Annotated in this window: 18 protein-coding genes; 10 read left to right on the top strand and 8 right to left on the bottom strand. The window is 63.0% G+C overall.

The features are described from left to right. Window positions 1-162: 162 nt before the first annotated feature. From AC07T0_RS22555 to AC07T0_RS22545, 3 genes are all read right to left on the bottom strand, one after another. The gene (locus AC07T0_RS22555) at window positions 163-957 is read right to left on the bottom strand and encodes a phasin family protein (protein WP_495003263.1); all 795 of its coding nucleotides are present in this window, start codon (window positions 955-957) and stop codon (window positions 163-165) included. Between the two features lie 10 nt (window positions 958-967). Next, window positions 968-1,390: a phasin family protein gene (locus tag AC07T0_RS22550; protein ID WP_495003262.1), complete on the bottom strand. Its 423-nt coding sequence runs from the start codon at window positions 1,388-1,390 to the stop codon at window positions 968-970. 128 nt (window positions 1,391-1,518) lie between these two features. After that, a complete protein-coding gene (locus AC07T0_RS22545; RefSeq protein WP_495003261.1) occupies window positions 1,519-1,794 on the bottom strand; it encodes a polyhydroxyalkanoic acid system family protein in 276 nt (91 codons plus the stop codon). Between the two features lie 154 nt (window positions 1,795-1,948). Here AC07T0_RS22545 and ubiE point away from each other — a divergent pair, with 154 nt between their 5' ends. The 10 genes from ubiE to AC07T0_RS22495 all read left to right on the top strand — a co-directional run bounded on the left by ubiE (window position 1,949) and on the right by AC07T0_RS22495 (window position 10,257). Then, the gene (gene ubiE / locus AC07T0_RS22540; RefSeq protein WP_103497711.1) at window positions 1,949-2,719 is read left to right on the top strand and encodes a bifunctional demethylmenaquinone methyltransferase/2-methoxy-6-polyprenyl-1,4-benzoquinol methylase UbiE; all 771 of its coding nucleotides are present in this window, start codon (window positions 1,949-1,951) and stop codon (window positions 2,717-2,719) included. Next, window positions 2,719-3,342: a ubiquinone biosynthesis accessory factor UbiJ gene (locus AC07T0_RS22535; protein ID WP_495003260.1), complete on the top strand. Its 624-nt coding sequence runs from the start codon at window positions 2,719-2,721 to the stop codon at window positions 3,340-3,342. Before ubiE ends, AC07T0_RS22535 begins: the two co-directional genes overlap by 1 nt. Further along, a complete protein-coding gene (gene ubiB, locus AC07T0_RS22530) occupies window positions 3,339-4,943 on the top strand; it encodes a ubiquinone biosynthesis regulatory protein kinase UbiB (protein ID WP_495003259.1) in 1,605 nt (534 codons plus the stop codon). Before AC07T0_RS22535 ends, ubiB begins: the two co-directional genes overlap by 4 nt. 80 nt (window positions 4,944-5,023) lie before the next feature. Further along, window positions 5,024-5,416, top strand: a complete 393-nt coding sequence (gene hisI / locus AC07T0_RS22525) for a phosphoribosyl-AMP cyclohydrolase (RefSeq protein WP_248795916.1) — start codon at window positions 5,024-5,026, stop codon at window positions 5,414-5,416. 2 nt (window positions 5,417-5,418) lie between these two features. Next, on the top strand, window positions 5,419-5,751 hold the full coding sequence (locus AC07T0_RS22520) for a phosphoribosyl-ATP diphosphatase (protein WP_017126935.1): 333 nt from the start codon (window positions 5,419-5,421) through the stop codon (window positions 5,749-5,751). A 23-nt stretch (window positions 5,752-5,774) separates the two neighbouring features. After that, on the top strand, window positions 5,775-6,065 hold the full coding sequence (locus AC07T0_RS22515; RefSeq protein WP_495003258.1) for a twin-arginine translocase TatA/TatE family subunit: 291 nt from the start codon (window positions 5,775-5,777) through the stop codon (window positions 6,063-6,065). 10 nt (window positions 6,066-6,075) lie between these two features. Then, complete coding sequence (gene tatB / locus AC07T0_RS22510) at window positions 6,076-6,537, top strand: Sec-independent protein translocase protein TatB (RefSeq protein ID WP_495003257.1); 462 nt, start codon at window positions 6,076-6,078, stop codon at window positions 6,535-6,537. Then, window positions 6,534-7,319: a twin-arginine translocase subunit TatC gene (gene tatC / locus AC07T0_RS22505; RefSeq protein WP_495003256.1), complete on the top strand. Its 786-nt coding sequence runs from the start codon at window positions 6,534-6,536 to the stop codon at window positions 7,317-7,319. The genes tatB and tatC overlap by 4 nt, the downstream gene beginning before the upstream one ends. After that, window positions 7,316-8,023: a 16S rRNA (uracil(1498)-N(3))-methyltransferase gene (locus AC07T0_RS22500; protein ID WP_495003255.1), complete on the top strand. Its 708-nt coding sequence runs from the start codon at window positions 7,316-7,318 to the stop codon at window positions 8,021-8,023. Before tatC ends, AC07T0_RS22500 begins: the two co-directional genes overlap by 4 nt. A 290-nt stretch (window positions 8,024-8,313) precedes the next feature. Next, window positions 8,314-10,257, top strand: coding sequence for a methyl-accepting chemotaxis protein (locus AC07T0_RS22495; protein WP_495003254.1), 1,944 nt, complete (start codon window positions 8,314-8,316; stop codon window positions 10,255-10,257). A gap of 108 nt (window positions 10,258-10,365) precedes the next feature. Here AC07T0_RS22495 and AC07T0_RS22490 read toward each other — a convergent pair whose 3' ends face one another. The 5 genes from AC07T0_RS22490 to pip all read right to left on the bottom strand — a co-directional run bounded on the left by AC07T0_RS22490 (window position 10,366) and on the right by pip (window position 17,417). Next, a complete protein-coding gene (locus tag AC07T0_RS22490) occupies window positions 10,366-11,166 on the bottom strand; it encodes a transporter substrate-binding domain-containing protein (RefSeq protein ID WP_495003253.1) in 801 nt (266 codons plus the stop codon). 205 nt (window positions 11,167-11,371) lie between these two features. Next, entirely contained in the window at window positions 11,372-13,942 is a 2,571-nt protein-coding gene (mdoH, locus tag AC07T0_RS22485) for a glucans biosynthesis glucosyltransferase MdoH (protein ID WP_495003252.1), read from the bottom strand. After that, complete coding sequence (locus tag AC07T0_RS22480; protein WP_495003251.1) at window positions 13,935-15,746, bottom strand: glucan biosynthesis protein G; 1,812 nt, start codon at window positions 15,744-15,746, stop codon at window positions 13,935-13,937. Before AC07T0_RS22480 ends, mdoH begins: the two co-directional genes overlap by 8 nt. 265 nt (window positions 15,747-16,011) lie before the next feature. Next, on the bottom strand, window positions 16,012-16,449 hold the full coding sequence (gene dtd / locus AC07T0_RS22475; protein WP_495003250.1) for a D-aminoacyl-tRNA deacylase: 438 nt from the start codon (window positions 16,447-16,449) through the stop codon (window positions 16,012-16,014). Further along, a complete protein-coding gene (pip, locus tag AC07T0_RS22470; protein ID WP_495003249.1) occupies window positions 16,446-17,417 on the bottom strand; it encodes a prolyl aminopeptidase in 972 nt (323 codons plus the stop codon). Before pip ends, dtd begins: the two co-directional genes overlap by 4 nt. Between the last annotated feature and the right edge of the window lie 188 nt (window positions 17,418-17,605).

The following is a 17,605-nucleotide window of genomic DNA, read 5'->3' as shown; positions in this document are numbered from 1 at the left end:
CCCACAATGCCCGCGTCGAGCCGAACTTTTGTGTACGGCACCCAACCTGTGGGAGCGGAGCTTGCCCGCGAATACGGTGTAACAGGCAACACACCTTTTCCTGCCCCCCACAAAAACGCCCGACCTTCACAGGCCGGGCGTTTTCATTCAGCGCGCGACGACTCAGGCTTGAGAAGGTGAAGTCGGTGCTGTTGGCGTAGCCGCTGGAGCGGATACCGGTGCCGGAGCAGCCGAGTTGGCTGCCGATACCGGAGCCGCAGCAGGAGCCGGCTTCGCGGCAGCGGGCTTTTTCGCCACTGCCGGTTTCGCCGCAGGTTTCGCGGCGGGTTTGGCGGCCACAGGCTTGGCGGCTGGCTTCACAGCCGGCTTGGCCGCTGCTGCCGGTTTGGCTGCAGGCTTGGCGACGGCTTTCGCTGCCGGCTTGGCTGCCGCAGTTTTCGCCGCAGGCTTGGCAGCCGGTTTAGCCGCCGCTTTCACCAAGGGCTTGGCTGCCGCTTTCGCCGCCGGTTTGGCCGCTGCCGTTTTCGTCGAAGCCCGAGGCACCGACTCACCGGTGAGCTTCTCGATCTGCTTGGTCAAGGTATCGACCTTGCTGTGCAGCGCCTTCACTTCATTGCGGCTGGGTACGCCCAGGCGCGAAATGGCACTGTTCAGGCGCTTGTCGAAAGCCCCTTCCAACTCGTCCCACTTGCCCAGCGCACGGTCCTTGACCCCAGCGATGCGCGACTTGGCCGAACTGGCGGAGTCCTTGGCCGCATCGACTTTCTTGTCGACCGCGGTCTTGGTGAGTTTCTCGGCCTTCTCGCCGTCTTTCACCAGGGTCTCGAAGAGTTTGCTGCCGTCGGTATCAATCTTCGAGTACACGCCTAAACCAGCAAGCCAGATTTTGCGGGAGTACTCCTCAACCTTCCCGATCCACGAGCTGCTTTCTTTCTCGGTATTCTTTTTGCCAGCCATCCCGTTCTCCTTAATGTTTACGCGCGACACGTTCGAGCAATGCCGTCAGCTCATCGAGCTTAGCAGAGAGTGTCTCCACATCATGTTTAGACGGAATCCCGATGCGATTCAAGGCACTGGCGACCCGGTGGTCGAAGGCCTTCTCGACCTTGTCCAGTTGCACTTCCACCTTACCCTTGAGGCTGGTGACTTCGCTCTTCACGTTATCGATCTGGCTGTTGGCCGCGTCACGTTGCACGCCAATCAGTTTTTTACCTTCTTTTTCAACGTCTTGACCGGTTGCCACGAGTTCCTTGAAGTACTCGCTGCCTTCGCGACCGACCTTGGCATAAGCACCCAGACCCGCCAGCCAGATCTTGCGGGCATACACTTTCACTTCCGCCAGGGCGGTTGGCTGACTGTCGGATTTTTTCTTCAGACTTACTTTGGCCATGGTGCACCTCACACGTGAAGAAGGGTTGGAGGATCTGCCCACCGGAATGGGGGCTTATGCACAAAGTAATGACAAAAATTAGAATGGGCACCCTAAAGGCCGGCTCGGTGTCGGAACGGTGCCCGTGTTCAGACCAGCACCTTGTCCAGGGCCTTTTCGATTTCGGCCTTGATGGTGCCGCTCATGGCCGACATCAGCAGGCCCAGCTCGACCTCGATGCGGATCGTTGCTTCGCTCACATGCACTGCGCCTTTGACCCCGGAACGCTTGAGGTTCAGGGTATCGCCGGACCACTGCGGCTCCAGGCCGTACTGCCCGGCCAGCTTCTGCGCCAACTGGTCGGCCTTCTCGCGTGCACCGACCTTGCCCAGGCCGTGGGCGCGTTCAACACTAATACGGGCCATCGAATGACTCCTGCTCTATCGGGACTTGCCCGGTGAATCCTGACCCTGAATGCGTCAAAACGTCCCGGTGGTTACCTATCTTACATGCACCCTTGCCAAGACAAAGCCGGCCACCGGGATTAGAATGCCCGCATTCTCTTCTGGTGACAGCGACATGACTGATCAGCGCAAAGGCAGCGATGCCGAACCCACCACGCACTTCGGCTTCAAGAACGTACCGGAAAGCCAAAAGGCGGAAAAGGTCGCCGAGGTGTTCCACTCCGTGGCCGCCAAGTACGACCTGATGAACGACGTGCTGTCCGGTGGCATGCATCGCCTCTGGAAGCGCTTCACCATCGAGCTGTCCGGCGTGCGCACGGGCAACCGGGTGCTCGATATCGCTGGCGGCACCGGCGATCTCGCGCGCAAGTTCTCGCACCTGGTGGGCCCTACCGGCCAGGTGGTGTTGGCCGACATCAACGCCTCCATGCTCAAGGTCGGCCGTGATCGCCTGCTGGACCTGGGCGTGGCCGGCAACGTCGAGTTCGTCCAGGCCGACGCGGAAAAGCTGCCGTTCCCGGACAACCATTTCGACTGCGTGACCATTGCCTTCGGCCTGCGCAACGTCACCCACAAGGAAGATGCCCTGCGCTCCATGCTGCGGGTGCTCAAGCCCGGCGGCCGGCTGCTGGTGCTGGAGTTCTCCAAGCCAACCAACGCGCTGATGTCCAAGGTCTACGACGCCTACTCGTTCGCCTTCATGCCGTTGGCCGGCAAGCTGATCACCAACGACTCGGAAAGCTATCGCTACCTGGCCGAATCGATCCGCATGCACCCGAATCAGGAAACCCTGAAATCGATGATGGTGGAAGCCGGTTTCGACCGCGTGACCTACCACAACATGACCGCGGGCATCGTCGCCCTGCATCGCGGCATCAAACCCTGATGATCCTCAGCGGCCTTCTCGCCGGCGTCGAGCACGGTCTCAACCGCGTGCTGCGCCTCGACAGCACGGCCTTGAGCCGCCTGGGCCAGCTGACCGGCAAGGTCATCGAAGTCGACTGCGCCAGCCCGGCCCTGAAGCTGTTCATCCTGCCCAGCGACGCAGGCCTGCTGCTGGCCGCCAACTGGGCGGCCGAGGCCGACTGCAGCCTCCGCGCCCCAGCCACCAGTCTGCTGAACCTGGCCCTGAGCCGCGACAAGAGCGCCGTGCTCCACGGCCCCGAGGTGCAGCTGGAAGGCGACAGCGCCGTGCTCCTGGAGCTCGCCGCCGTGCTTCAGGACCTGGAGCTGGACTGGGAGTACGAACTCTCGCGCTGGCTCGGGCCGATCGCCACGCCCCTGCTCAGCGGCCACCTGCGCAGCCGCGCCGGCCTGTACCGGCAGGGCTTTGTCAGCCTGCAACGGAACCTCGCCGAATACCTCAGTGAAGAGTCCCGGGCCTTGGTCGGCACCCACGAGGCCGAAGCACGCTTCACCGAACTGGACCGGGTCAAACTCGACCTGGAACGCCTCGAGGCGCGTGTCGAGCGCCTTTCCCGATCCCTCCAATCCAGCGATAACGCATGAAGCTGCTTGCCGTCCGCCGTCTGTTGCGCATCCAGCGCGTCGTGATCCGTTACCGTCTCGATGACCTGCTGTTCGAATTGCCCCTGCCCTGGTTCCTCCTGGCGTTGCGCTTTGCCCTGCCCTGGCGCTGGTTCCCGCGCAAGACCCTGGAGCTGAGCCGCAGCGCGCGCCTGCGCCTGGCCTTGCAGGACCTGGGACCGATCTTCATCAAGTTCGGCCAGATCCTCTCGACCCGCCGCGACCTGCTGCCCGAGGACATCGCCGACGAGCTGATGCTGTTGCAGGACCGCGTGCCGCCGTTCGACTCGCAGACTGCGGTCAAGCTGATCGAATCGCAGTTGGGCAAGAAGATCGGCGAGGTCTTCAGCCGCTTCGATATCGAGCCCCTGGCCTCGGCCTCGGTGGCGCAGGTCCACGCCGCCCAGCTCAAGAGCGGTGAAGAAGTGGTGGTGAAGGTCATCCGCCCCGGCCTCAAGCCGATCATCGCCCAGGACCTGGCCTGGCTGTTCCTGCTCGCCCGGGCCGCCGAGCGAGTCTCGGCCGATGCCCGCCTGCTGCACCCGGTCGACGTGGTCAGCGACTACGAAAAAACCATCTACGACGAACTCGACCTGCTGCGCGAGGCGGCCAACGCCAGCCAGCTGCGGCGCAACTTCGAAGGCTCGGAGATGATGTACGTGCCCCAGGTCTACTGGGACTGGTGCCGGCCGAAAGTGCTGGTGATGGAGCGCATCTACGGTATCCAGGTCACCGACCTGGCGACCCTGGCCGACCAGCGCACCGACATGAAGCTGCTTGCCGAGCGCGGCGTGGAGATCTTCTTCACCCAGGTGTTCCGCGACAGCTTCTTCCACGCCGACATGCACCCCGGCAACATCTTCGTCAGCACCGTGAACCCGTGGAGCCCGAAGTACATCGCCATCGACTGCGGCATCGTCGGCAGCCTGACCCCGGAAGACCAGGATTACCTGGCCCGCAACCTGTTCGCCTTCTTCAAGCGTGACTACCGCCGGGTTGCCCAGTTGCACATCGATTCGGGCTGGGTACCGGCGCACACCAAGCTCAACGAGTTCGAGGCGGCGATCCGTACCGTCTGCGAACCGATCTTCGAAAAACCGCTCAAGGACATCTCCTTCGGCCAAGTGCTGATGCGCCTGTTCCAGACCGCGCGGCGCTTCAATATGGAAGTCCAGCCACAATTGGTGCTGCTGCAGAAAACCCTGCTCAACATCGAAGGCCTGGGTCGCCAGCTGTACCCGGACCTCGACCTGTGGAGCACCGCCCAGCCGTTCCTCGAACGCTGGATGCGCGAGCGTGTCAGCCCGAAAACCCTGCTCGGCAACCTGCACGGCCAGATCGAGCAGTTGCCGCACCTGGCCAGCATGACCCGCGATCTGCTCGAACGCCTGGCCCAGCCCCACACCGCCAGTCCGGAACCGAAAGAAAAGCGCCGCAAGGACGACTGGCTCCTGCGCCTGCTCGGCAGCCTGCACCTAAGCGGCGGCGCGGTACTCGCCGCCGGCGGGCCACTGCACGAGCTGGGCCAATGGCCGGCGGGGATCATGTTCGCCATCGGTTTGTATCTGATCGTGCGCCGATAGCCAGTCGGGCCGTGGGCTGGCACACTGTTCATTCGCCGAGACACAACCACGCGGGTGGTGTCCGGTTGTCGGAGTCGAAGATGAAAGACTGGCTGGACGAGATCAAATGGGACAGCGACGGCCTGGTACCGGCCATTGCCCAGGATCACAAGACCGGGCGCATACTGATGATGGCCTGGATGAACCGCGAGGCGCTGCAACTGACCGCCAGCGAGAACCGCGCCATTTACTGGTCACGCTCCCGTGGCAAGCTGTGGCGCAAGGGCGAAGAGTCGGGCCATGTGCAGCATCTGCACGAAATGCGCCTGGACTGCGATGCCGACGTGATTATCCTGATGGTCGAGCAGGTCGGCGATATCGCCTGCCATACCGGCCGCCACAGTTGCTTCTACCGCGTGTATGAAAACGGCGGCTGGAAGATTGTCGACCCGGTCCTCAAGGACCCGCACAGCATCTACTCGGCAGGACACTGAACATGACTGACACCCTGACCCGTCTGGCCCAGGTGCTGGAAGAACGCAAGGGCGCCGCCGCCGACAGCTCCTACGTCGCCAGCCTGTATCACAAGGGCTTGAACAAGATTCTGGAAAAAGTCGGCGAGGAGTCGGTCGAGACTATTATTGCTGCAAAGGATGCCGCGATCAGTGGCGACTGCAGCGACGTGATCTACGAAACCGCCGATTTGTGGTTCCACAGTCTGGTCATGCTCGCCCAACTGGGGCAGCATCCGCAGGCCGTGCTGGACGAACTGGATCGTCGCTTCGGCCTGTCCGGACACGTCGAGAAAGCCTCGCGTCCGTCCGCCTAACAACTTTCGAGAGGAGCAGCATCATGGGCATTTTTGACTGGAAACACTGGATCGTCATCCTGGTTGTCGTCGTGCTGGTGTTCGGCACCAAGAAACTGAAAAACCTCGGCACCGACGTCGGCGAAACGATCAAGGGCTTTCGCAAGGCCATGAACGACGAAGAAAAACCCGCCGAGCCAGGAACCCCTCCTGTAGCCCCGCCCGTCGTGCAACCGGCCCAGCCAGTGCAGCCGCAGGCCACTGCCCAGCAGAACACGCCGCACACCATCGACGTGCAGGCGCAGAAAGTCGAAGAGCCCCGCAACCACTCGTGAGCACTGACTAATGTTCGGTATCAGCTTCAGTGAACTGCTGCTCGTGGGCCTGGTGGCCCTGCTGGTGCTCGGCCCCGAGCGCCTGCCCCATGCTGCGCGCACGGCAGGCCTGTGGGTCGGACGGTTGAAGCGCAGCTTCAACGCGATCAAGCAGGAAGTGGAACGCGAGATCGGTGCCGACGAGATCCGTCGGCAACTGCACAACGAGCACATCCTCTCGCTGGAGCAGGAGGCGCGCAAAATCCTCTCGCCGATCGCCACGAGCACGCCGGCCGAGCCGGTGGTGGAGCAGACGATCCATGCCGCCCCACCGATGTCGGCGCAAGTCCCGCTGACGCCGGTGAGCGCCGCCGAGCCGGGCGCGCTACTCGCGGCCACGGAGCCCGCGCCGCACCCGACAGAACCCGCAAGCGCGACGCCGACCGGCACGCCTGCGCCTCATGACCCTACATTGCCGCCGCGAGCCCCATGAGCGATATTCCGGAAAACGACCAGCACATGCCGCTGGTTTCGCACCTCACCGAGTTGCGCACCCGCCTGCTGCGTTGTGTCGCGGCGATCTTCCTGATCTTCGCCGGGCTGTTCGCCTTTACCCAGCAGATCTACACCTTCGTCTCCATCCCGCTGCGCCATTACCTGCCAGCGGGTGCGACGATGATCGCCACCGATGTGTCGTCGCCGTTCCTGACGCCGCTCAAGCTGACCATGATGGTCTCGCTGTTCCTGGCCATCCCGGTGATCCTGCACCAGATCTGGGGGTTTATCGCCCCGGGCCTGTACAAACATGAAAAACGCATCGCCGTGCCACTGCTGGTGTCGAGCATCCTGCTGTTCTACACCGGCATGGCCTTCGCCTATTTTCTGGTGTTCCCGCTGATCTTCAAATTCTTCGCCGCCGCTACCCCGGCCGGCGTGGAAATGATGACCGATATCACCAGCTACCTCGACTTCGTGATGACGCTGTTCTTCGCCTTCGGCGTGGCCTTCGAGATTCCCGTGGCCGTGGTGCTGCTGGTGTGGATCGGCGTGGTCGACGTCAAGTACCTGAAGAAGATCCGTCCCTACGTGGTCATCGGCTGCTTCGTGGTCGGCATGATCCTGACCCCGCCGGATGTGTTCTCGCAGACCCTGCTGGCGGTGCCGATGTGGCTGCTGTTCGAGATCGGCATCCTGTTCGGCGGCCTGGTCCGCAAACGCAGCGACGAAGAGTCCGCCGACAGTGACGACGCCCAGCCGCCAGCCCCGCTGACGTGAACCTGCTGCTCCTGGAGGAGGCCGACTTTATCGCGGCCGACCTCGTGGTGCTGCGCGACCGACGCCTGACCCATATGCAGGAAGTCCATCGCCTGGCGGTGGGCGATAGCTTGCGGGTCGGGCGTATCGGCGGCCTGATGGGCAGCGCCGAGGTGCTGCGCCTGGACGCCACGGAAGCCGAACTGCGGGTCAGCCTGGATCGAGCGCCACCGGCGAAACTGCCGCTGACCCTGATCCTGGCCCTGCCGCGCCCAAAAATGCTTCGCCGGGTGTTCCAGACCGTCGCCACCCTGGGTGTGCCCAAGGTGGTGCTGGTAAACAGCTACCGGGTGGAAAAGAGTTTCTGGCAGACGCCGTTTCTCGAGGCCGGAGCGATTCGCGAACAACTGATCCTCGGCCTGGAGCAGACCCGCGACACCGTGCTGCCAGAGATCGTCATCGAGAAGCGCTTCAAGCCCTTCGTCGAAGACCGCCTGCCGGCCATCAGCGCCGGCACCCTCGGCCTGGTCGGCCACCCCGGCGACTATCCACCCTGCCCTCGTGGCCTGGATGAGCCGGTGACCCTGGCCATTGGCCCGGAAGGCGGCTGGATTCCCTATGAGATCGACCTGCTGGGCAAGGCCGGGCTACAACCGGTGCAGCTTGGCGAGCGGATCCTGCGGGTCGAGACCGCCGTGACCGCCCTGCTCTCCCGCCTGTTCTGATCGCCACCGCAATATCCTTGTAGGAGCGAGCTTGCTCGCAATGGTGGTCGGCGCACCGCTGGGCATCAGGTTCCCCGCGTTATCGTTAACGTCCATCGCGAGCAAGCTCGCTCCTACAAGACCGCGCTCGGCCTTAACTGACCGACCGACAGAAAAAACCTTCAATTTTCAAGGAATCCCCCTACAGCCCATTCAGGTCGCATCTCCCGCGTCCAAGCCGATGACAGAACATGCCCCATGCACCTGTGCGTGAGGGCCATGGACTCATCCGTTTGGCAAGGAGATTCACCATGTTCCGTTGGCTGACCCGCGCACTGCGCGACCGCAGTATCCGCTTCAAACTGGCCCTGGGCTTTGGCCTCGTACTGCTCTTGACCCTGGCAGTCACCCTCACCGGCTGGCACGCCCTGAGCACCAGCATAGAACGCTCGCAAACGCTCTCGAACATTGCCCGGCTCAGCCGCCTCACCAGCGACATGCGCGCCGATCGCATCGCCTTCCGGGTGCTGAGCGATCCGCAGAGTCGCACCCGGATAACCCGCCAACTGGCAAGCATCGAGAAACTGCTGGAGACACTCCTGCCGCGCCTGACGGACCCGGGCGAGCAACAGATCCTCGCCGACCAGCAGCAGGCGACCCAAACGTTCCAGACCACCCTCGACGATCTCGGTGAAAGCCTTCGCGACCGCGACCGCGCCCACAAGCGGATGAGCGCCGGCCTGATACAGGCGACACAGGCAGTGGCCCGCTTCGCCGCCCATCAACTGCGCGAAGCGAGCAAAAACCCCCATGAGCAGCAGTGGCAGGCACCGCTCAAGCGGGTCGAAGAACTCCGTCAACGGCTCAACGACACCCACGCTAGCGTGCAGACACCCGCCTATCTGTTCGATTCGCTGCAAGCCTATTCGGAGCAGGCATTGAAGGCCATCGACCGGCTTGGACAGCTTGAGACCCAGGTGCCCCCCCTGACGGCGCCGCTGGCCGACGACCATAAGCGCATGCTCCTGGAGCTGCGCCACTACCGCGAGGCCCTGCAAGGTTTCAAGGACGCGCAACTGCTTGCCGAAGCCGCCCATAATGTCATGGAGGGTCTGGGCAACCGGCTGCTGGCCGGCAACGAGGAACTCAGCCGCAGCCAGACCCAGGCCCGTGATCGCCAGGCCCAGGCGGCGAAATGGCTGCTGGCGAAAATAGCCCTGCTGGCCTGGCTGATCGCCACCCTGGCCGCCTGGGTCCTCAGTCGCCAGTTGCTGATCCCGCTCTCACGCAGCCTGAAGCTGGCCCGCCATATCGCCGCGGGCGACCTGAGCCGCGATGTCGCGGTGGATCGCCAGGACGAGCTCGGCCAGTTGCAACAGGCCATGCGCGGCATGACCCTGGGCCTGCGGGAGCTGATCCGGGGCATCGGTGCCAGCGCCTCGCGCGTGGCCAGCGCCGCCGAACACCTGTCGACCAGTACCGAGCAGACCGACGCCAGCGTCAGCAGCCAGTACGCCGCCGCCGAGCAAGTGGCCGCCGCCATGAAACAGATGAGCGCCAGCGTGCTCGAAGTCGCCCGTCACGCCGAAAACGCCTCCCAGGCGGCCACCCAAGCCGACCAGCAGGCCCGCGAAGGCGACACCGCCGTGGCCGATGCCATCGGCCAGATCGAACAGCTCGAGCAGCAAATGCAGCGCTGCTCCCAGGCCATGGACGGGCTCCAGCGTGAAAGCGAACGGATCGGCAGCGTGCTCGACGTGATCAAGTCGGTGTCCCAGCAAACCAACCTGCTGGCCCTGAATGCCGCCATCGAGGCGGCCAGGGCCGGCGAGGCCGGCAGCGGCTTCGCCGTGGTCGCCGATGAGGTGCGCTGCCTGGCGCAACGCACCCAGGACGCGGCCCAGGAGATCAAGGACCTGATCGAGGCCCTGCAAGGCGGCACCGAGGAGGTCGCGGGCATGCTCGACAACAGCCGCAAGCTGACTCGCCACAGCGTCGAGTCGAGCCGCCACAGCGGCGGTAAGTTGGAAGCCATCAGCCGCAGCGTGTCGCGGATCCTCGGAATGAACGAACAGATTGCCGCCGCTGGCGAAGAACAGAGCGTCGTCGCCGAGCAGATCAGCCGCAGCGTGCTGCATGTGCGGGATATGTCGCGGCAGACCGCGAATGCCTGCGACGAGACCGCCGCCGCCAGCCTGCAACTGAGCCAACTGGGGGCTCAGTTGCAGCGTCTGGTGGAACGCTTCAAGGTCTGAGCGATTCCCCCTGTAGGAGCCGGCTTGCCGGCGATGACGTCCTCACATTCAACGCTAGGTTCACTGGCCTCATCGCCGGCAAGCCGGCTCCTACAGGGGGGTAGCGTTTCAATCGATCTCGGCCAACCAGTCGCTCGTCTTGAACCACTGGTCGTGGATGCGATCGTAGGTGCCATCTTCGGCGATCTGGTGGAGAAAGTGGTTGATCCAGTTGAGGCTATCGTGGTCGCCCTTCTTCACCCCGAAGGCCAGCGGTTCGTAGGTGAACGGCTGATCCAGGCACAACAGCTTGCCGTTGCCCAGCTTGTTCACCGCCACCAGATTGTAGGGCGCGTCGTGGACAAAGGCGTCGGCCTTACCTTCGAGCACGGCCTGCACACCGTCCTCCTCATTGGCATAAGTGCTCAGTTGCGCTGCACCCATCATCTTTTTCGCAACGATTTCCCCCGTGGTCCCGGCCTTGGCGGCGATGCGATAGCCGGCTTGGTTGAGGTCCTCGAAACTCTGCACCTTGCCGCCCAGCGCCAGGGGAATCAGCAGAGTCTGCCCGACCACGATAAAGGCATCGCTGAAGTTCAGCCGCAGGTTGCGCTCCTGGGTCAGGGTCATGCCGCTGGCGATCAGGTCGAACTTGTTCGCCAGCAGACCGGGGAGCAACTCGGCGTAAGGGCTGGACACCAGCTCCAGCTTGACCCCCAGCGCCTGGCTCATTTCACGCAGCAGATCAATCTCGAAACCGATGATTTCGCCGCGTTTGCTCGTCATTTCGAAGGGGATATACGTGGGATTGGTCCCCACTTTCAGGCTGCCGCGCTTGAGCGCATCGTCAATGGCGCCCGCTTGCAGTGCGCAGGTGTGAGTGAGCACTGCGATGCCCAGCAGCAGTATCGACAGAAACCTTTTCATCATGAAACTCCCCAGGGCGGCTTTTCCGGTCGTGCCATCGCCCCCCGCAACGCCCGCGCGAGAGCGCGGGCACCAGGGTCTGGCGGGCACGATTTTGCGGGGCGATCCTAACGTACTCAGGTGCGGGGCAACACTGAGGGGAGACGGGTCTTTTGTTACCAAATGACAAAGGGGCGGCGGTGTTTATCACCCCGCGACCCCTCGGACATCAGGCGGGCTGGGCCGCCGTTGTGGTGGGTTGCAGAGGCAGCAACGGGGCATGGGGATCAGCCTTGATCGACTGGCGCCAAGCGCCCAGCCACTCGGCATGGCCTTCGTTCCAGACCTGCTCATGCAAGCGGGTCAGGGCCACTGGATCGCTCAGCAGGTGCAGTCGCGACTGATTGTCCAGACCGGCCGGACCGACCTTCAGCGCATGCCGCACACGCTCGACCCGCAGCCATTCGATCGGCTCGGCCTGACCATGACGGGCAGTCGCCAGGGCGCAGGCCAGGGCATTCTGCCGTGGATCGACCACCGCCCGGACAAAGCCGTCATTGAGCGCATGCCAACGGTTTTCGTGGGTGTACTCATCCGTTGCCAACAACGCCTGCGGCGGATTGTATTCCTCGGGAATGAGAAACAGGCTCTCATCCCTGGAACGCAAGCCCAGCTTGACCCGGCTGGAGATCACCGAAACCGGGATCGACAGCATCAGCGAACCGACAATCGGAATCAGCCACCAGAGGAAGCTCGGGTTGAGCCAGACCACCAGCAGCGCCCAGAGCGCACCCAGCAGGGTTTGCGGGCCATGGCGGCGCACCGCTTCGCTCCATGGCGTGGAGTCGTCGTCACGCTGCGGAGAGTTCCAGGTCGCCGCCCAGCCGAGGAACGCGGCCAGGACGAAACGGGTGTGGAAAATCATCCGCACCGGCGCCAGCAGCATGGAGAACAACATCTCCAGCAGCATCGACAGGGTAACCTTGAACTTGCCGCCGAACTCTTTCGCGCCCTTGGCCCAGATCAGAATGATGCTCAGCAGCTTGGGCAGGAACAGCAGCACGATGGTGGTGGAGAACAACGCCACCGCCTTGTCCGGATGCCATTGCGGCCACAGCGGATAGAGCTGGCGTGGCTCCATGAAGTACTGCGGCTCCATCAGCGTGTTGACCGCCAACAGGGCCGTCGACAGCACCAGGAAGAAAAACCACAGCGGCGCCGACAGGTAAGACATCACGCCGGTGAGGAACACCGCGCGGTGCACCGGGTGCATGCCCTTGACCAGGAACAGGCGGAAGTTCATCAGGTTGCCGTGGCACCAGCGCCGGTCGCGCTTGAGCTCGTCAAGCAGGTTCGGCGGCAGTTCTTCGTAGCTGCCCGGCAGGTCGTAGGCGATCCACACGCCCCAGCCGGCACGACGCATCAGCGCGGCTTCGACGAAGTCGTGGGAGAGAATCGCACCGGCGAAGGCCCCTTTACCGGGCAACGGCGCCAGGGCGCAGTGCTCGATAAACGGCTTCATGCGGATGATCGCGTTATGGCCCCAGTAGTGCGACTCGCCCAACTGCCAGAAGTGCAGGCCGGCGGTGAACAGCGGACCGTAGACGCGGGTTGCGAACTGCTGCATGCGCGCATACAGGGTGTCCATACCCGACGCCCGTGGCGCGGTCTGGATGATCCCGGCGTCCGGCGTGGCTTCCATCAGCCGTACCAGGCTGGTCAGGCATTCGCCGCTCATGACGCTGTCGGCGTCGAGCACCACCATGTACTTGTAGTCGCCGCCCCAACGACGACAGAAGTCGTCGAGGTTGCCGCTCTTGCGCTTCACCCGACGGCGGCGACGGCGGTAGAAGATCTTGCCGAAACCCGAGGCTTCGCGGCAGACATCCAGCCAGGCCTGTTGCTCGGCGACGCAGATATCGGTGTCGTTACTGTCACTCAGGACGAAGAAATCGAAGCGATCCAGGTCACCGGTGGCCGCGACCGACTCGAAGGTCGCGCGCAGGCCGGCAAAGACCCGTGGCACGTCCTCGTTGCAGATCGGCATGACGATGGCCGTACGCGCGTCCTTGGCGATCGGCTCGCTGCCGGCGCTGGCGCCGGAGATACGGTACTTGTCATGCCCGGTGAGCAATTCGAGAAAGCCCATCAAGGCAGTCCAGAAACCCGCCGAGACCCAGCAGAACAGAATCCCGAACAGCACCAGGATGCTGGTTTGCAGCAGATAAGGCAGTACTTGCTGGGCGGTCTGCAACAGCGGTTGGTGCACCACTTCGTTGAGATCGACGAAGGCCCAACCCTGGTAAGGCATGATGCCTTTCATATACCAGCCGGCAACGATGGTCTGGCCGAGCATCAACACCAGCAGGATATAGCGGCGAATCGAACCCACGGTGCGCCAGCGCGCATGGGGCAGGTCGCGTTTGTCGTCCTTGGGCGCCGGCGGGTTGCTGCGCCCGGTCAGACGCCGCCAGCCGCGCACCAGAATATTGGTGCGCCACGGCTCCGGGACCACCTTGGTCCGACGGATCGGCGGCGTGGCCTTGAGGCGCACGCGCCCGGAGGCATCCAGCGCAAGCATCTCGGCGTCTTCCAGCTCGGCCGCCGAATCGAGGATCAGGCGCCGCCCCACCGAAGCCTGCGCGGCCTCGGCGGGGTCAACCGCCGGTTGCTCGCTCAAGCGCTCATGCAACTCGGCGAACGAGCCGCAGTTCGCCAGTTCCGCACGCTGCTCATTGCTCAGCGGCAAGTGCGCCAGGTACTCGAAAAGAGCCTCTGGCTTTACGTTTGGGTTACTCATCGGCAGGCAACTGGTAGCTCCAGGTCTCGGTCAGGACTTGCTCAGTCGGCACCGGATCCGGGGTGGTAGGGGCAGCCTCGGCAGCCGGCGCCGCAGCGTCATGCTCTTTCTTGTCCGGGGCTGGCTCTTTCTTATCCTGAGCCGGCTCTTTCTTGTCTTGAGCCTGCTCTTTCTTTTCCAGGGCTTTCTCTTTCTCCTGCTGCTTGGCCGCGACCTTATCGGCCTTGACCACCTGGGACGAGACCGCAACCTTGACCGGATCCGCCGTGGTGAGGTCCTTGACCAGGTTCGCGCGCAGCTCGGTGGCCTTGCCCGGATCCTTGACCTTAAGGCGCAGGGTCAGGCGCCAGCCCTGGGTTTCCGCATTGTAGCGCAGGCTGTTTTCCACCAGTTCGGCGTTGTCGCCGACGCTGACCTGGCTACGCACCGGCGCATCTTCAGGCAAGGCCTTGAGGGACGGGCCTTCAAAGTCGATCAGGTAGGCCACGCTGCCGTCCGGTTGACGGATCAGGTTGGATTGCTTGACGTCGCCGGTGGACTTCAGGGTCTGCTTGACCCAAGCGCCGTCCGGCGAATGCAGGGCCGCTTCGTCGGTGGTCCAGTGCAGGCGGTAGGCGAAGTTCATCGGCTGGCCCGCATCGGCGCGTTCCGCCGGGTTCCAGAAAGCCACGATGTTGTCGTTGGTTTCGTCAGCGGTCGGAATCTCCACCAGGTCGACGGTGCCCTTGCCCCAGTCGCCCTTGGGCTCGATCCAGGCGCTTGGGCGCTGGTCGTAGCGGTCGTCAAGGTCTTCGTAGTGACTGAAGTCACGGCCACGCTGGAGCAAGCCGAAGCCCCGTGGGTTTTCCACGGAGAAATTGCTCACCGCCAGGTGTTTCGGGTTGTTCAGCGGACGCCAGACCCACTCGCCATTGCCGGCATGGATCGACAGGCCGCTGGAGTCATGCAGCTCGCGACGGTAGTTGAGGACCTTGGACGGCTGGTTGGCGCCGAACAGGAACATACTGGTCAGCGGTGCCACGCCGAGCTTGCCGACCTTGTCGCGCAGGTACATCTGCGCCTTCACGTCGACGATGGTGTCGGTGCCCGGACGCAGGATCAGGCGGTAGGCGCCGGTAGCCCGTGGCGAGTCGAGCAGGGCGTAAATCACCAGGTGCTTGTCGGTCGGCTTGGGCTGCTGGATCCAGAACTCGGTGAAGCGCGGGAACTCTTCGCCGGACGGCAAGGCGGTGTCGATGGCCATGCCACGCGCCGACAGGCCATAAGTCTGGCCCTTGCCGACGACGCGGAAGTAACTCGCGCCGAGCATGGTCATGATCTCGTCTTGCTTGTCAGCCTTGTTGATCGGGTAAAGCACCCGGAAGCCGGCATAACCCAGCTGTTCGGTGGCTTTCGGATCGAACTTGACGTCACCGAAGTCGAAACGGGTCGGGTCGTACTTGATCTCTTTCACATCGTCCGCGGTGATTTCGTTGATCTTCACCGGCGTATCGAAGTGCATGCCCTGATGGTAGAACGACAGCTTGAAGGGGGTTTTCTCGCCCGCCCATTCAGCCTTGTCGGTCAGGAAGCGGATTTTCTGGTAGTCCGCGAACTTCATGTCACGGAACTCGTTCGGCAGATTGCTGCGCGGAGCTTCGTATTTCTGCCCGGCCAGCGTCTTGGCCTTGGCCGACACATCATCCAGATTGAACGCAAAGAGTTGACCGGCGCTGAGCAGGCAAAACAGTGCCGAGCCCGCCACCAGTGCTTTTCTCAAACCTTTGGCAGTCAGTGTTGGAGCATTACAGGGACTAACAATCACGAGCAACCCTCGCCGAAAACAGATCAAAAACCAACGGCCAGCTATCTATATGCCAGGTTGGCGAGCATTGTTCCGACTCCCGTGGGAGAAAATGATTCCCCAAACGGTCACGGACAAGTCTCTACCTAAGTCAAATTGGACCAACGAACAGCGATCCCCGTAGCGCGCGATTATCTAGTAGGCCGCGTTACAACGCATCAGGTGAAACAAAGTATTTATCGCGAAAACCCCCTGTTTTCAGTCAAATACGTCGTTTTTGGTGCATTCAGGTCTGTAACAGGAAGGTCACAGGGCCATCATTGACCAGATGCACCTGCATGTCCGCCCCGAAACGCCCGGTCGCCACCTGCCCATGCAAGTGCTGCGCCTGTGCCACTACATAGTCGAACAGCGCCTCGGCGAGCGCCGGAGGTGCCGCCGTGGAGAAGCTCGGACGCAATCCGCTTTGGGTATCGGCCGCCAGGGTGAACTGCGACACCAGCAGCAAACCGCCGCCGGTGTCCGCCAGGGACAGGTTCATCTTGCCCTGTGGATCGCTGAACACCCGATAGTTAAGCAGCTTCTTCAGCAGTTTGTCGGCCTGTGCCTGGGTATCGCCGGGCTCCACCGCCAGCAACACCAACAAACCCTGGTCGATGGCCCCGACCACGTCTCCAGCCACTTCTACCCGCGCGCCGCTGACGCGTTGCAACAAGCCCTTCATGCTTCTTCGAGAGGCAGGTCAAGCAGGCGCCGGGCCATCTGGTCGGCAGCGCGTACCAGCGCGTCGGTGATTCCTGGCTCGGAGGCCGCATGACCGGCATCCCGAATCACCTGCAGTTCGCTGTTGGGCCAGGCCTGGTGCAACTCCCAGGCGTTGTCCAGCGGGCAGATCACATCGTAGCGACCGTGCACGATCACTCCCGGCAGGTGGGCGATCTTGCCCATGTCGCGGATCAGTTGGTTGGGTTCGAGGAAAGCGTCGTTGGTGAAGTAGTGGCATTCGATCCGGGCAATCGACAGCGCGCGCTGCGGCTCGGAGAAACGGTCAACCACCAGCGGGTTCGGGCGCAGGGTCGCGGTACGCCCCTCCCACAGGGACCAGGCCTTGGCGGCGTGCATCTGGGCGATCTGGTCGTTGCCGGTCAGGCGCTTGTGGAAAGCGTTGAGCAGGTCGTCGCGCTCATCCAGCGGGATCGGCGCCACGTAGTCCTGCCAGTAGTCCGGGAACAGGCGGCTGGCGCCGGCCTGGTAGAACCACTCGATCTCCTGTTGGCGGGCGAGGAAGATCCCCCGCAGGATCAGGCCATGCACCCGATCCGCATGGGTCTGGGCGTAGGCCAGGGCCAGCGTCGAGCCCCAGGAGCCGCCGAACAGCACCCATTTGTCGATTTCCAGGTGCTGGCGAATCCGCTCAAGGTCCGCCACCAGGTCCCAGGTGGTGTTGTTTTCCAGGCTTGCGTGGGGGGTCGAGCGACCGCAACCGCGCTGGTCGAAGGTGATGATGCGATACAGGTTGGGATCGAAATAGCAGCGGCTCTGGGCGTCGCAGCCGGCTCCAGGACCGCCATGAATAAAGACCACCGGCAAGCCTTCCGGCGAGCCACTCTCGTCGACATACAGCACATGCGTTTCATCCACGGCCAGATCGTGCCGGGCGTAGGGTTTGATCTGCGGGTACAAAGTCTGCATCACGCGCTCCGTAGGGGTCGAGGTCATCCCTGATGGGGACTTCATATTATTCTGTCGTTCGGCATCATAAACCCGAATCGCCGAATCGGCATGCCCTTGTCAAAAGCGGATGCACGCGGGCCTGCTCGGCGATGTTTTCCTCTCGTCGGACGATGCCTATCCATTTGGTCAGTGTTCAAGTCGGCCCA

It is taken from the genome of Pseudomonas sp. GW821-FHT04D07 (assembly GCF_059420225.1).
The sequence above is the reverse complement of the archived record's forward strand: the minus strand, read 5'-3'. Positions and strand labels throughout refer to the sequence as shown.